The sequence below is a fragment of the Rhodococcus tukisamuensis NBRC 100609 genome, from assembly GCF_001894985.1.
Lineage (GTDB): Bacteria > Actinomycetota > Actinomycetes > Mycobacteriales > Mycobacteriaceae > Rhodococcus_G > Rhodococcus_G tukisamuensis.
In genome coordinates this window covers 34,395-48,869 of sequence record NZ_BCXG01000015.1, presented here as the reverse complement: position 1 = coordinate 48,869, position 14,475 = coordinate 34,395, and the positions used below count along the sequence as shown (strand labels likewise).

Genomic DNA, 14,475 nt, shown 5'->3' with positions numbered 1-14,475 from the left:
ATCGCGCCAGCCGCGGTATCGATCGGACCGGACGGGTCGATTCCCGAGATTCGGTCGGCCTCGCCCCTCAACGATGCAGCGAGCAAACGCAACGCGTCAGTATCGACGCCCAGCTGATCTCCCGATGCGACGCTCCCCGTCTCTCTTCCAGACACAGCGGTGCCGGGCACTGCTGTGTGGTACGGGGCCTCACAGCAAAGCCCGTTTGGTTTGACGTAGGCGGGCCGTGAACGGTTCCATCACGAACGGTGCGGATTGGTGACAGGCGTTCGGCCGTGGACGGACAGCAGGTCCCTTCCGTGCAAGTCGAGCAGGAACCTCGTTCGAGCACCGGTCACGGTTTTGGGCGGGGTCGATGTGGTAGCCCAACTGTCAGGATTCGCCCCGGCCATCAGCGAAGCTCTTCGCGCTCGTCGACGAACAACCGTTCCAATCCCAGGTGGGCGACGACAACTGCCTTCGGGAATCGGCGGCCGACCGTTGTGGTTTGGGGCTCGCGACTCAGCGGGTCACCCTGCAACGCGTCGATGACGTAGTCAGGGAGCCGCTGGTGCCGCCCACGCCGCGCATCGTCGACGTCGTCCCTCAGCTGTCCGTCATGCTCGCCGGCACTCAGCATGTCCAACATGAGCTGAAGTCCGTCGAGCACCTCGCCAGGATTGGATGCGGCAGCGAGAACGGATCGTGGAAGGAATAGTTCAGACCACGGGATCGAGTGCTGCAGGTACAGCGGTGCATAGGTGGAACCGCCAGCGGTTCGGTTTCGCATCGCGGTCATGTGGATTTCGCGAACTTGCTCCGACGGCACCGCTGCACAACCCCAGAACATCGGGTCCTGCGGTATCCACTCAAGCGGGACTCCTCGGAGCTCGCGGATCACTTCCTCCATTCGACCGCCGTTGGGAAGTAGGTCTTCAACGGCGCGTCCATCGCAAAGGTTGTTTGGCCAGCCGTTGTAGAAGACGTGGAACGGGTATTCCTGCCGCCGCCTCTCGCAGCTCCCGATCAGGGTGTCGTACTGGCGGTTCCCCGGTCCGTGATGGTGCAACTTGGAGTAGACGTGGCCGTGAACGCGCTTCGCCTGGATTTTCAGGCAGAGCCAGCCAACGCCGGGGTCATTTGCGCCGACCCACCATTCCCAGTCCGCCCCGACCTTCTTCTCCGCTCACCACGACCGAGAACTCCTTGCCATTCGCGGCGAGCTCGGTGAGGTCGGCCACCGCGGAGGCCACCGCCGGTACACCCATGGTGAAGGTGAACGTGAACGGCTGTCGGACGTAGCCGACATTGTCGTCCTCGACGCTGTGGAGCACGGTGTGCGGCACGTTGAAGGTCGGGGTGAACGTCGAGATCGGCGTTATCGTGGCGTCACCCAACTTGACCTCGAGGCGGGTGTTCCAGTCCGGCATTGCAGCTCCTCTACTCGAACTTCAGGGTGATCGCCAGGCGGTGAATCGCGCCGGCGTAGTCCACGGCGACCATGACCTCAACGACCCGCTGGGCTTGGGCGTTGTTGATCTGGGTGACCTCAGACGGAGTGAGCGTCGCCGGATCCTTGTCGAGCATGGCGAGCAACGGCACGACCAGTTCGTAGTCCTCCAAGACCTCGGCCTTGACGAGCGGATCGAGAATCGCCTCCATCTGCGCGATGAGGGCACGCAGCCCGGAACGACTCACCCGGAGGTTGCCGATGGTCTTAATCAGCTGCGCCTTGAGCCGGAAGGACACGTCGTCGACGGTGCGCACGATGTCGATGTAGCGCTTCTGCCCGGGTCCAAGTCCCGCGGTGTAGCCCTCCCCCAGGTACACACCGGTACCCGGGATCAGCGATGGATTGGTCAGCCAGTTCACGCCCTTACCCGCCGGTCCGGAGTCGAAGGTTTCTACTCCGTTCAGCGCGGTGATGTCGGTGGCGGAAAAGTTCGGACTGGTGATGTTCACCGGTTTCAACAACATGGAGATGTGCGGCTCGTAGCCGGCGATCGTCCCGGCCACGGCGACGGCCGCATCCTGGTCGCTGTTGTGCGCGATGTACACCATCCGTTCGCTCGCGAGCACCGACGTGACACTGGTCGACCCCTTCGGCAGCATGGCCACGCCCATTCGTTCTTGCCCGTCGCGCCCAGTGTTCGACACCGATGTGACATGGTCGACGAGCTTCGCCAACGGGCCGTTCGCGACGGTCGTCGTGGCAGTCAGTTCCGTGTTGGCCAGCACGACGAGCTGCACATCGAGCTTGGCGACGGCGTCGAGCGCGGCGCCGACCTCCGGCGTGGGCGATGCGACGCGCACGCCGTACACCAGCGTTGGCCCGGGACTCTGGGCGAATGCCAGCGCGATCGCGGTACTCAACTCGCCGGGCGCGCGCCGGCGCGCCTCGGCTGGATCGGTGAAGGCGACCGGCGTGTTCAGTCGCAAGATCGATGGCACTCCGCCCAGCTGCGCATCGCCGGTCCGGTCGTTGAAGCTGGTCGTGGTGTTGTCCTCGATCGTCGCCAACAGACGGCCAGAGTCCGCAGGGCCGTCGACGACCGTCCGATAGATTCGGCGCGCGCTGATGTCGGTGCCGGTCCCGGTCGGTACGGTCAGGTTGACCGCCCGGTTGGTGGAAGTGGTCGTGACCGCGACCTCTGCGCCGGGATCGGTCTCTCCTCGGGACGTCACCAGCGACACCGAATATCGATAGGTGCCGACCTCGAGTGCGGTCCCCGCAGCCGCTGCGGCGGTCGGCGCGGCCGGGGCTCCGAGGACGGGCGAGACCTGACCGACGATGGCGATATTGCCGAACGCGCGAATGGCGGGCGCGAACAGATCGACGATCGGTTTCACCCGGATGTAGCGGACGCTCATTGGTGCTCCCTAGTGATACTTGCGGGTGAGCCGTGCGCGCAGCCGCTCGATGGTGACGTTCGACAATTCCACTTGCGGCTGGATTTGCGGACCCGCATTTTCGGCCTTCCCTTCGTTGTCGGCCTTCGGCGCAGTCCTGCGCGTTCGGGTCGTCGGCTTGTTCTGTTTCTCTGTCATTGCAGTTCCTCAGTTGGTGCTAAAGAAGAGAGTCATCACGCCGACCTGGGCAAACAGATCCCGCACCATGGCGGCGGTGAATCCGGAACCGGTCAGCGCAGCCTGGGAGAAGATCACCGCAATGGAGTACGGGGCAATCACCTCGACAGGAATACTCGTCGGCGGTTTCGCAACGATCCCCTGCGCCGCCCGAGATACAAGCCGCGCAGCTCGTAGGCTTTCGGTAAGGTCCAACGGATCGATCGCGATCATCGCGAGTGTGACGTGGAGCGTGTGCACATTCGCCGGGTCATTCGGATCGAACGGTGGCGGCTGGCGCAGCCGAATCTCGGCGACCAGGTAATCGAAGGCATCCCGCAGATCCTCGACAGTCGACAGGTGGTGTGCTGCCATTCAACTCGATGAAGTTCGCCCGGTGCATGATCACCTCGAGGTGTCGCAGCCTGGCGATCGAGTAGTCGTCGATTCCGATACCCACGAATCGTCCCCGCATAATCGGACAGTACTACCGGGACGGGCCTCGAACCCCTCAATCGGTGCGGTTGCGCCTATCACTCCCGGCTCGAAGGTGAGGGTTGTGGCAGGTCCGATGATCCGCTCCGCACGGGCGATAATCCGCTCTGCGGAGTCGACGACGGGGCTGTCCCTGGCATCGCGTCGCCGCTCGACGTCCTCCCTCATTATCTCCGACTGTCCGTAACGCCTCGCGGCGGCCCGGGCCTGCTCCAACCACGCCGTCCGGAGCTGTTCGTGTTCGTTCATCGTCTACCCCCCACAGGACACAGAAATGATGAGGTCGTTCCTTTTGTCCGGTGGTACAACTGGTTACGCCAATATCAGCCCATGCGTGCGATCTACTTCACAGTGTTCCAAGGTGACGACTGGATGCCGCGAGTAATCGTTTACTCGCTTCCGGTCCGGCTGCGAGTCAGGCACCCCGAGAACCCATCTCGTCGGTGGAGCATTGTCGGCGGTCCTGTCGGCGTTCGTGCCATTAAGTCTGGTGGGGCATCGACCCCTTGGTCGCGGGTTCGAGTCGCCCGCCCGCGACCAGTTCTATGGTATCCGTGAATCGCCGTCCGGCGGACTCGGGAAGAGTGCCCTCATCGCCGCGCCGATCTCGTGCAGGCGCAGCAGGAAGGCCTCCTCGTCGTGTCCCTTGCGGCGCATCCAGGCGGTGACCTCGCCGTTGCACTTGCTGGAGTTGCACGAGGCGCAGGCCGGCACGATGTTGCCCAGCGTGTAGCGGCCGCCTCGCGAGATCGGCAGGACGCAGTCGCGCTGTAGCGGTTGGTCCTGGGCGCCGCAGTAGGCGCAGCCGTTCCACGCCTCCTGCAGCGCGGTCCACTGCGGCGCGGTGAGGTCGTGCTCGACGAGGTCCATCCGCCGCTTGCGTCGCCGCGCGTACCTGGACTTGCGGCTGATCGCCATGGCCGCACTCTACCGTCGCTGGGCATGGCGAAGGCCCCGGCGCATGGCTCCGGGGCCTCCGTCGTCAGGCGGACACCGCCGATTCTCGGGCGGCGACGGAGCCTACTTCCCGTGCGCCGCCTTGTATTCCAGCGCGTAGGCGATCTTGCCGGGCTTGCCGTCGGAGTACGGCTTGGACAGCTTGGCGAACTCGCCCTTGTCCTCGGCCTTGCCGTCGTTCCACTCCGCCAGCGCACCGAGCTGGCCGGCCGTGAAGCCGCCGTCGACCACTGCGCCAGACGGAAGGGCCGTCTGCGCCTTGGTGACCCGCTTGACGGTGTCGAGGTAGCTGGCGGGCTCGTGCGGGTTCCAGCCGCTCAGGTCGGCGGCCTGGGTGTCGCGCAGCCATGCGCCCCAGTAGAACTCCTGGAACGGGATTGTCCCGGCGGTGAAGCCGATGTCCCGGGCGAAGTACATGAGGCTGCGGTACCGGTCGTCGGCGAAGTTGGCCAGGCCCACCCCGGCGGGGAGGCCGGCGACCGGGACCTCCTTGCCGTCGACGTCGCGGTTCCAGACCCACCCGTTCTTCTGCATCTCGGCCCAGAAGGCGTTGCCGGACAGGGCGCTCAGGTTGCCGAGCACGCGCAACCGCACGTGCACGTCGGGACCCTCGGTCTCGTAGAAGGAGGTCAGCGTGTGGTGGCCGTCGGTCAGGTAGAGCTTGCCGGCGGGACCCACCACGACGGTCTTCATCGGCGCGATGGACTCGGCCGTCTCCTGGCCGACCGGCAGCGCGCAGGCGAACGACCCCGGATCGGAGATCTTGGCGGCCGGGGTCGCCGACACCGCCTCGACCTGACCGTTCGCCTCGCACCAGTCGTCGAACTTCTTGTTGATCGGGTCCTTGCCGAGGGTGTACCGGCCGAGCTTGTAGTACACCTCGTCGTACCCGAGCGAGGGCTGGGTGGCGCGCACGTCGCCGATCCGGACGTCGATGAGGTCGCCGGCCTCGGCGCATCGGTAGGGGGAGTCGGAGAAGCCGGCGGCCGACCCGCTCGACGAACCGTTGGGGAGCAGGTCGGACAGGCTGCCCGCGGAGGGCCCGCAGGTGGGCGCGTTCAGGTCGGGTCCGGCGAGGGCGGTCCCGGTGGCGCCGAGGGCGCCGGCGCCGACGAGGACAAACGCGGCAAGCGTCGTGAACGCGCTGCGTGGGGTGAGGGGCATGGGTGGGTGATCTCCTGGTCGACGGGGAAGTGCGAGTCACCTTGATCTGCCCCGGTGGCCGAGCGGTCGACCGCGGGTGGACCGCCGTCGACGGTCCCGTGAACGGTCGGCGCTACCGGAACGCGGGTTCGACGAACCGCTCGACGATCCGCCGCTCGACGGCCGGGTCGGCCGCGGGCAGCGCCAGCAGCGACATCACCACCCGCACGATCCACTGAGCGGCGTCGTCGTCGGGCGCGATGCCCGTCAGCGCGGTGGCGATCCGGCCGAGGTCCGGCGACGACGCCAGGTAGTCGTCGCCGCGTCCGGGCCCGGAGTGGGCGAACCAGGCGGCCAGCGCCGGGTCCGCGCGCACCGCCGCCACCGAGACCAGGATCGCCTCGACGATCCGCCGCGACCCGGTCAGCGGCGCCACCGCGGCGGCGACCCGCTCGGCCACCGTCTCCGCGGCGGCCGCGACCACCCCGCCCACCAGGGCGGACTTGCCGCCGACGTACCGGTAGAGGGTGGCGCGGGAGCATCCCGCCCGCGCCGCGACGTCCTCCGCGCTGACCTGGTCGAGGCCGCGCTCGAGGAACAGTTCGGCGGCGGCGCCCCGGATCCGCGCGATCGCGGCCGCGCGCCGCGGGTCCGTGCCCAGCCAGTCCTGCCGACGGTGCGACTCGTCCACCAGGGCCCCCGATTCTCCGTCTCACAGTCGTCTCACGTGTGAGACGAGATTGCGGGTGAGTCTAGGCGCGGCGCCGGCCGGCGCGGCGCTGAGCAGCGGCGGGACGGGGCGCCGCCGGGCCGGTGAGACGCCGGACCCGGCCGGCGCTCAGGCCTCGATCTCAGCCCGTTTTCCCTGCTTGACAGGGCTGCGGCGAGGGTGAACGGTGGTGAATCTGTAACGGGTTCTACTACTGCTGGGAGTCGCCGATGACCGCGTTGCCGCTCGACGGGATCGACATCTTCGACCCGGCGAACCTCGACGACCCGAACCCGCTGTACCGGTCGCTGCGCGAGAGCTCGCCCGTCCACCGCGTCCCGGGCACCGACTTCTACCTCGTCTCCACCTGGGATCTCGTCACCGAGGCGACCGCCCGCGTCGAGGACTTCTCGTCCAACCTGACCGGCGTCCTCGTCCAGCAGCCGGACGGGCCGCCGGTCACCTTCGACATGGACGGCGGCGGGCGGGCCGTGCACGTGCTGGCCACCGCCGACGACCCCACCCACGGCCGTCACCGCAAGCTGGTGCTGCACACCCTCGGCAGGCGGATCCGGGCGCTCGGGCCGACCGTCGACCTGCTGGCCGACCGGTTGTGGGCCGAGGGACTGCGCGACGGCCGGATCGACTACGCCGCCGACATGGCCGACAAGCTGCCGCTGGCGCTGATCGCGCACCTCGTCGGCCTGCCCGAGCAGGACGTGCCGCAGCTGCTGGCCTGGGCGTACGACAGCACCGAACTGCTCGGCGGGGTGGCCACGGGGGACCGGCTCGGCCGGCTCGTCGCCTCGTCCGTGGAGCTCGCCGGCTACCTCCACACCCGCTTCGTCGCGGCCAAGGCGGACCCACGCGACGACCTCATGGGCGTGCTCGCGGCCGCCTGCCGGGCCGGGGAGCTCACCGACGACGTCGCGGTCCTGATCCTGATCCAGCTGGTCGGCGCCGGCGGCGAGTCGACGGCGGGGCTGATCGCCAGCGCCGCGCGACTGCTCGCCGCCCGCCCGGACGTGCAGGAGCGGCTGCGCGCCGAGCCCGCGCTGGTCGACGCCTTCCTCGACGAGGCGCTGCGGCTGGAGTCGCCGTTCCGCGCGCACCACCGGCACGTCGTCTCCGACGCCACCCTCGGCGGGGTCGCGCTGCCCGCCGGCAGTCACCTGCTGCTGCTGTGGGGCGCCGCGAACCGGGACCCGGCGCGGTTCGAGCGTCCGGACGAGATCGTCCTCGACCGCCCGAGCATCCGCTCGCACCTGGCCTTCGGCAAGGGCGCGCACTTCTGCGTCGGATCGGCGCTGGCCCGGATGGAGGCGCTCGCGGCGATCACCCTGCTCCTCGACCGCAGCTCCGACGTCGGGCTCGCCGGCGATGCAGTCTGGGTGCCCAGCATCTTCGTGCGGCGGCACCACAGCCTGCCGCTTCAGATCGGCTGACGCGGCGCCGGGGCGGTTCGTAGCGTGGGGTCGCCTTCGCCGGGGTGCCGCCGGCCGGCGGCGCCTGCGGGGCGCCGGTGCCGCCGTCGCCGTGGAGTCCCCCGCGCGGTACCTCGCCCACGAGTGTGTTCATCATCTGCACGATGTGCGAGGCTGGCGAACGAGCGTCCAGTTCGAGGCCGGAATCCGCCCTCCGGGGGCCGCCGACGCGCCGGAAGTTCGGCGGGTGCACCCCCGTTGAACTGCGCGTTTCCCTCTTCGTTTCACCCTGATACGAAATTCGCCTAGAACGTGTTCCAATTTGGCCGGATTCCGGCTATCGTGTGCCCTGTGATCACCGTCACCTCGATCACGACAAGCTGACGCGGACGAAAGGCCAGAACGAAGATGAAGACTAAAGGCGCGCTGTTGTGGGGACTGAACGAGCCGTTCTCGGTCGAGGAGATTGAACTCGGTGATCCGCGGGAGGGCGAGGTCCAGATCCGCATGGAGGCGGCCGGGATGTGCCACTCCGACTACCACCTCGTCACCGGCGCCACCCCGCTGCCGTCCTTCCCGGTCCTGGCCGGGCACGAGGGTGCGGGCGTCGTCACCAAGGTCGGCCCGAACGTCAAGAGGCTGAAGGAGGGCGACCACGTCGTCCTGTCCTTCATCCCGGCCTGTGGCGCCTGTGACCCGTGTACGCAGGGTCACCAGAACCTCTGCGACCTCGGCATGGGCCTGCTCACCGGCCAGTCCATCTCCGACGGCTCCTTCCGCATCCAGGCCCGCGGCCAGAACGTCATCCCGATGTCCCTGCTCGGCACGTTCTCGCCCTACATGACCGTGCACGAGTACTCCGCGGTCAAGATCGACGAGCACATCCCGTTCGAGGTCGCCGCGCTCGTCGGCTGCGGCACGACGACGGGTTGGGGTTCGGCGACCAACGTCGCGCAGGTTCGTCCCGGTGACTCCGTCGCGATCGTCGGCGTCGGCGGCGTCGGCATGGCCGCGCTGCAGGGCGCGGTCGTCTCGGGTGCACGCCACGTCATCGCCATCGACCCGGTCCCGTTCAAGCGCGAGCAGGCCCTCAAGTTCGGTGCCACCCACGCCTACGCGAGCCTCGAGGAGGCCATCGTCCCGGTCATGGAGCTGACCTGGGGCAAGATGTGCCAGAAGGTCATCCTGACCATGGGCGAGATGGACGGCGCGCTGGTGGACCCGGCGCTGACCTTGACCGCCAAGGCCGGCACCTGCGTCGTGACCTCCATGGGCAACATGTCCGACATGGACGTGAAGATGAACCTCTTCCTCTTCGCGATGCTGCAGAAGACGCTCAAGGGCAACGTCTTCGGTGGCGCCAACCCGCGTCACGAGATCCCGATGCTGCTCGACCTGTACAAGTCCGGTCAGCTGAACCTGCAGGACATGATCTCCAACACCTACAGCCTCGAGCAGATCAACGAGGGCTACCAGGACATGCTGGACGGCAAGAACCTCCGCGGCGTCATCAAGTACACCGACGCGGACCGCTAGACCTCGCACCACTCGACGGCGCCGGGCAGCTCATTTGAGCGGCCCGGCGCCGTCGTCGTGTCCGGTGTCGGACCACCCTCGTAGGCTGACCGGGTGCAGAGCCTCAATGCGATCGCCCAGTGGCCCGTCGACCATGCCGCCGCGGCGGTGATCGGTCCGGACGGCCCGATCGGGGTGGCGGGGGAGCAGGACCGGGTGTTCGCCCTGGCGTCGGTGACCAAGCCGCTGGTGGCGTACGCGGTGCTCGTCGCCGTCGAGGAGGGCGCCGTCGAGCTCGACCAGCCCGCCGGACCGCCCGGGTCCACGGTGCGGCACCTGCTCGCGCACGCCTCCGGCCTCGCGTTCGGCGAGAACGTGGTGGCGGCCGCGCCCGGCGCCAAGCGGATCTACTCCAGCGCCGGCTTCGAGGTGCTCGCGGACCTGGTCGCCGCCGAGAGCGGGATCGAGTTCCCCCAGTACCTGCGCGAGGCGGTGTTCGCGCCGCTGGGCATGACCGCGTCCACGCTCGACGGCCCGGCCGGGCACGGCGCTCGCTCCACGGTCGCCGACCTGTCTCGCTTCGCCCGCGAACTGCTGCGCCCGACCCTGCTCTCCGAGCAGACCGCCGCCGACGCGACCGCGGTCCAGTTCCCCGGACTCGACGGCCTGCTGCCGGGCTACGGCTCGCAGCGGCCCAACGACTGGGGGCTCGGGTTCGAGATCAAGGGCGGCAAGGCGCCGCACTGGACCGGCGCCGCGAACTCGCCTGCCACGTACGGGCACTTCGGACAGTCCGGCACCTTCCTGTGGGTCGACCCCGCGCGGTCGCTCGCGTGTGTGGCGCTGGCGGACAAGCCGTTCGGGGACTGGGCGAAGCAGGCCTGGCCGCCGCTGAGCGACGCGGTGCTCGCGGAGGCGTCCGGACCGTAGCCGAGAAGGCGCCGGACCGTCGGGTAACTGCCGGTTATTTGTTCGTGATGCGTAAAGCTGGCCCCTGGTGCACACTGATACCTCGAAAGCGCGCGGAGCCGACACGAGGTCGTTGGGGAAGACGTCCCTCGTCGAAGCTGGAGGTATCCCGTGCACGCGTTGAATCAGTTCGCTGAAGGCACGAATGGTGTACTGCACGTGCACTCTTCGCCCGCGGCCGTATGCCCGCACGTCGAGTGGGCGCTGACCGCGACCCTGGACTGCCGGGCCAATCTCAAGTGGTCCTCCCAGCCCGCCTCGCCAGGACTGCTGCGCGCGACCAGCAACTGGACGGGGCCGGTCGGCACAGGCGCCAGGCTGGTCAACGCGCTGCGGCCCTGGCCGATGCTGAGGTTCGAGGTGACCGAGGACGCCAGCGAGGGCGTGGACGGCGAAAGATTCAGTCATGTACCGGGACTCGGGCTCTGGCACGGATCGATGAGCGCCAACGGCGACGTCATCCTCGGCGAGATGCGGCTCCGGGCCATCATCGCGGCGCACCGGGACACCGGCGACCTGGCGTCGGAACTCGATGTCGCACTCGGCTCCGACTGGGACACTGAGCTCGAGCCCTACCGCAGCGGCGGCGAGGGCGCGGAGGTCACCTGGCTGCACCGCGACGTCGGTTAGGCGCCGGCCCGCAACTCGTGTGCGGCCCGGGCGTCGCGATCAGCGCCGCGGCGCGCATGGACGTCCCGTCGACGGAGTTCTACGTCGCCGCCGCCCGGGCCCTCGTCGACGGCCTCGGCCGCGCCGGGACCGGTCGGGAACGTGGCGGGTGCGCCGGCCTTTTCGTACGCCGATCTCGCGTCGCCCTGGTCGACGAGGCCGGGCGCACGGGCCGCCGTGGGGTGCTGGTTGCCGTCGGCTGACGCGGTCGGTGCGCGTCGGCACCCGGGCCTCGTCACCGGCACCGGGAATGAACCCGGCGCCGGTGCGGTTGACCCTGATGGTCGTAGTTTTTCTGTGTCTGTGTTTTTGCACGCTCGCAAGGAACTTTTGTCGAGCGGAACATTTGTTGCGCATGCTCTGTCTGCCTTCAGGAATCTGGAGACGCCGAGTTTCGAACCGGCCCGGGACGCCACACGGTGTGGGTCCCGCATCCCAGCCCTGTAAGGAGAAAACATGACTCAGGGAACAGTGAAGTGGTTCAACGCGGAGAAGGGCTTCGGCTTCATCGCCCGCGCCGACGGACCGGACGTCTTCGTCCACTACTCCGAGATCGAAAGCTCTGGTTTCAAGAGCCTCGACGAGAACCAGCAGGTGGAGTTCGAGGTGGTGCAGGGACCCAAGGGTCCGCAGGCCGCCTCCGTGCGCCCGCTCTGACCGGCCACGGTCGTATAGTGCCGCCGCGCTGAGCTGCACGAACCAGCGCCGCACTGACAGCAGCAGGCCCCCGACGAGATGTCGGGGGCCTGCTGCTGTGTTGCCGCGCTGTCAGCTCACAGCGGGATGTTCTTGTGCCGTCCGCGGCCGGCGGGGGCGGCGGCCAGTGCGGCGGCCAGCGTGCTGCGGGTCTTGGCCGGGTCGATCAGCTCGTCGACGACACCGATCGAGATGGCGCGTCCGACGCCGCCCGCGATGGCCTCGTGTTCGGCCGCCAGGCGGTCGTGCAGGGCCTCGCGCTCCTCCTCCGGGACTGCGGCGAGGGCCCGCTTGTGCAGGATGCCGACGGCGGCCTTGGCGCCCATCACGGCAACCTCGGCCTCGGGCCAGGCGAACACCGCGGTCGCACCGAGCGCCCGGGAGTTCATCGCGATGTACGCGCCGCCGTAGATCTTCCGGGTCACCAGGGTGACCCGGGGGACGGTGGCCTCGGCGAACGCGTGCAGCAACTTCGCGCCTCGTCGGACCACGCCCTCCCATTCCTGGCTCACGCCGGGGAGGTAGCCGGGAACGTCGACGACGACCACCAGCGGGATCCCGAAGGCGTTGCACAACCGCACGAAGCGGGCCGCCTTCTCGGCGCTCTCGGAGTTCAGGCAGCCGCCCAGGCGCAGCGGGTTGTTGGCGATCACGCCGACGCTGCGGCCGCCGAGCCGGCCGAGGCCGGTGACGATGCTGCGGGCGTAGTTGCCCTGCAGTTCCTCGAAGTCGGACTCGCCGTCCACGTTGTCGAGCAGTTCGTGCAGGATCGGGCGGACGTCGTAGGCACGCTTGGCGGAGGCCGGCATCAGCGCGCGCAGGTCGGTGTCGCCGTGCTCGGCGGCCACCAGGTCGAAGGCGCCCTGGTCGCAGAACATCGACACCAGACGGCGGGCGCGGTTGAAGGCGTCGGGCTCGTCGGTGGCCGCGATGTGCGCGACGCCGGACTTCTTGGTGTGGGTGTCGGGGCCGCCGAGCGAGGCCATGTCGACCTGCTCGCCGGTGACGGACCGCACCACATCGGGGCCGGTCACGAAGACGCGGCCCTCGGGCGCCATGATCACCACGTCGGTGAGCGCGGGACCGTAGGCGGCGCCGCCCGCGGCGAAGCCGAGGACGACGGAAAGCTGGGGGACGAGTCCGGAGGCGCGGACCATGGCTTCGAACACGAGGCCCACGGCGTGCAGGGCTTCGACGCCCTCCGCCAGGCGGGCGCCGCCCGAGTGCCAGATCCCGACGATCGGTGACTGATCGCCGATTGCGGTGTCGATGGCGTTCACGATGTGCTTGCAGCCCTCGACGCCCATGGCGCCGCCCATCACGGTGGCGTCGGAGCAGTACGCGACGGTGCGCACACCGTCGATCGTGCCCGCGGCGGCCAGCACGCCCGACTTGTCGCGGGGGTGCAGGGGGACCGTGGTACCAGGGTCGAAGAGCTGTTCCAGCCGCGCCAAGGGGTCACGGGGATCGAGCGGGGTCTCGGATCTGCTGATCGGTTCCAGGATGGTCATCGCCGGTCCTCCTTGTGCGAGCCGCCTACGGGCGGTGGTCGGGGTGGGGGTCCCGCTGGCTGTGGAACCCCCACCGTTCGGGCTGTGCCGACCTGTCAGGCCCTTCCGAAGGCGAGCGCGACGTTGTGCCCACCGAATCCAAACGAGTTGTTGATTGCGAAATCGATCTGGCCCTGACGGGGTTCACCCTTCACGACATCCAGCTCGATCTCTGGATCCTGATTCTCGAGGTTGAGCGTGGGCGGGACGACGGAGTCCCGCACACTCAGGACCGTCAGCACCGACTCGAGGGCGCCGACGGCGCCGATCGAGTGGCCCAGTGCGGACTTCGGTGCGTACACCGAGGCGTGATCGCCGACGGCGGCCCGGATGGCCGCGGCCTCCGCGATGTCGCCGATCGGTGTCGCGGTGGCGTGCGCGTTGACATGCGTGATGTCGGTCTTGACCAGGCCGGCCGTCTGGATGGCCCTGGTCATGGCCCGCGCCGCGCCGAGACCCTCGGGGTGGGGTGCCACGATGTGGTACCCGTCCGAGGTGATGCCCGCACCCAACAGTCGTGCATGGATGGTGGCACCGCGCGCCTTCGCGTGCTCCTCGGTCTCGAGGACCATCATGGCCCCGGCCTCACCGAAGACGAACCCGTCGCGGTCCTTGTCGAACGGCCGCGACGCCGCCTTCGGGTCGTCGTTGCGCGTGCTCAGGGCACGCATCATCGCGAAACTCGCGATCGGGACCGGGTCGATGACGCCCTCGACACCGCCGGTGACGATGATGTCGGCGTCGCCCATGATCAGCATCCGGTACGCATGCGCGATCGCTTCCGAACCGGACGAACACGCCGACACAGGGGTGATGACACCGGCGCGGGCGCCGAGCTCGAGCCCGACCACCGCGGACGGACCGTTGGGCATCACCATCTGGACGGCGAACGGGGACACCTTGCGGTAGCCGCCCGCCTTCATCTTGTCGACGGTGTCGATCAGGGCTTCGCCGCCGCCGAGGCCGGTGCCGAGGACCACGCCGAGGCGATCCTTGTCGACCTCGGGGCTGCCCGCGTTCTCCCACACCTGACGGCCGAGCACGAGCGCCAGGCGCTCGACGTAGCTCATCCGCCGGATCTCGACACGGGAGAGGGAATCGTCGGGGCTTACCTTCAGGTGGCCGCCGATGCGGACCGGAAGATCGAACTCCTCGATGAACGGATCGTCGAGGATCCCGATCCCGGACTCACCAGCGAGCAGGCCCTTCCACGTGGCATCCACGTCACCAGCGAGCGACGTCGTAGCCGCGAGGCTGGTGACGACGACGTTGGGGAAGTTCCTGGTGGAAGTCACGGACCGAC

General features: G+C 68.6%; 15 protein-coding genes and 1 pseudogene. 6 read left to right on the top strand and 10 right to left on the bottom strand.

The window, feature by feature from the left end:
• Nucleotides 1-391 precede the first annotated feature (391 nt).
• The 8 genes and pseudogenes from RT2_RS25520 to RT2_RS16195 all read right to left on the bottom strand — a co-directional run.
• Nucleotides 392-1,102: pseudogene (locus tag RT2_RS25520) on the bottom strand (DUF6615 family protein); the annotation flags it as partial.
• 13 nt (nt 1,103-1,115) lie between these two features.
• Entirely contained in the window at nt 1,116-1,409 is a 294-nt protein-coding gene (locus RT2_RS16220) for a hypothetical protein (RefSeq protein ID WP_174556721.1), read from the bottom strand.
• A 10-nt stretch (nt 1,410-1,419) separates the two neighbouring features.
• Entirely contained in the window at nt 1,420-2,850 is a 1,431-nt protein-coding gene (locus RT2_RS16215) for a hypothetical protein (RefSeq protein ID WP_217635606.1), read from the bottom strand.
• 9 nt (nt 2,851-2,859) lie between these two features.
• Nucleotides 2,860-3,027 (bottom strand): hypothetical protein, encoded by a 168-nt coding sequence (locus RT2_RS25955; protein WP_169888403.1) that lies wholly within the window; start codon nt 3,025-3,027, stop codon nt 2,860-2,862.
• 9 nt (nt 3,028-3,036) lie between these two features.
• Entirely contained in the window at nt 3,037-3,420 is a 384-nt protein-coding gene (locus tag RT2_RS16210; RefSeq protein ID WP_072845829.1) for a hypothetical protein, read from the bottom strand.
• A gap of 663 nt (nt 3,421-4,083) precedes the next feature.
• Nucleotides 4,084-4,410, bottom strand: coding sequence for an HNH endonuclease (locus RT2_RS16205; protein WP_217635609.1), 327 nt, complete (start codon nt 4,408-4,410; stop codon nt 4,084-4,086).
• A 150-nt stretch (nt 4,411-4,560) separates the two neighbouring features.
• Nucleotides 4,561-5,661 carry a ParB/Srx family N-terminal domain-containing protein gene (locus RT2_RS16200; RefSeq protein WP_072845827.1) on the bottom strand — a complete coding sequence of 367 codons (1,101 nt, stop codon included), beginning with the start codon at nt 5,659-5,661 and terminating at the stop codon, nt 4,561-4,563.
• 112 nt (nt 5,662-5,773) lie between these two features.
• A complete protein-coding gene (locus RT2_RS16195) occupies nt 5,774-6,331 on the bottom strand; it encodes a TetR/AcrR family transcriptional regulator (RefSeq protein ID WP_072845826.1) in 558 nt (185 codons plus the stop codon).
• Nucleotides 6,332-6,579: 248 nt separating this feature from the next.
• Here RT2_RS16195 and RT2_RS16190 point away from each other — a divergent pair, with 248 nt between their 5' ends.
• From RT2_RS16190 to RT2_RS16165, 6 genes are all read left to right on the top strand, one after another.
• The gene (locus RT2_RS16190) at nt 6,580-7,794 is read left to right on the top strand and encodes a cytochrome P450 (protein WP_072845825.1); all 1,215 of its coding nucleotides are present in this window, start codon (nt 6,580-6,582) and stop codon (nt 7,792-7,794) included.
• Between the two features lie 387 nt (nt 7,795-8,181).
• The gene (locus RT2_RS16185) at nt 8,182-9,309 is read left to right on the top strand and encodes an NDMA-dependent alcohol dehydrogenase (RefSeq protein ID WP_072845824.1); all 1,128 of its coding nucleotides are present in this window, start codon (nt 8,182-8,184) and stop codon (nt 9,307-9,309) included.
• Nucleotides 9,310-9,402: 93 nt separating this feature from the next.
• A complete protein-coding gene (locus RT2_RS16180) occupies nt 9,403-10,218 on the top strand; it encodes a serine hydrolase domain-containing protein (protein ID WP_072845823.1) in 816 nt (271 codons plus the stop codon).
• A 150-nt stretch (nt 10,219-10,368) separates the two neighbouring features.
• Nucleotides 10,369-10,887 carry a DUF3145 domain-containing protein gene (locus RT2_RS16175; RefSeq protein WP_072845822.1) on the top strand — a complete coding sequence of 173 codons (519 nt, stop codon included), beginning with the start codon at nt 10,369-10,371 and terminating at the stop codon, nt 10,885-10,887.
• 17 nt (nt 10,888-10,904) lie between these two features.
• Nucleotides 10,905-11,129 carry a hypothetical protein gene (locus RT2_RS26225; protein WP_072845821.1) on the top strand — a complete coding sequence of 75 codons (225 nt, stop codon included), beginning with the start codon at nt 10,905-10,907 and terminating at the stop codon, nt 11,127-11,129.
• Nucleotides 11,130-11,382: 253 nt separating this feature from the next.
• Nucleotides 11,383-11,583 (top strand): cold-shock protein, encoded by a 201-nt coding sequence (locus RT2_RS16165; RefSeq protein WP_072845820.1) that lies wholly within the window; start codon nt 11,383-11,385, stop codon nt 11,581-11,583.
• Between the two features lie 116 nt (nt 11,584-11,699).
• Here the strand turns inward: RT2_RS16165 and RT2_RS16160 are convergent, their stop codons facing one another.
• Together RT2_RS16160 and RT2_RS16155 are read right to left on the bottom strand one after the other, a co-directional pair.
• Nucleotides 11,700-13,133: an acyl-CoA carboxylase subunit beta gene (locus RT2_RS16160; RefSeq protein ID WP_072845819.1), complete on the bottom strand. Its 1,434-nt coding sequence runs from the start codon at nt 13,131-13,133 to the stop codon at nt 11,700-11,702.
• Between the two features lie 95 nt (nt 13,134-13,228).
• Nucleotides 13,229-14,467 (bottom strand): KasA/KasB family beta-ketoacyl-ACP synthase, encoded by a 1,239-nt coding sequence (locus RT2_RS16155; protein ID WP_371851176.1) that lies wholly within the window; start codon nt 14,465-14,467, stop codon nt 13,229-13,231.
• Nucleotides 14,468-14,475 lie beyond the last annotated feature (8 nt).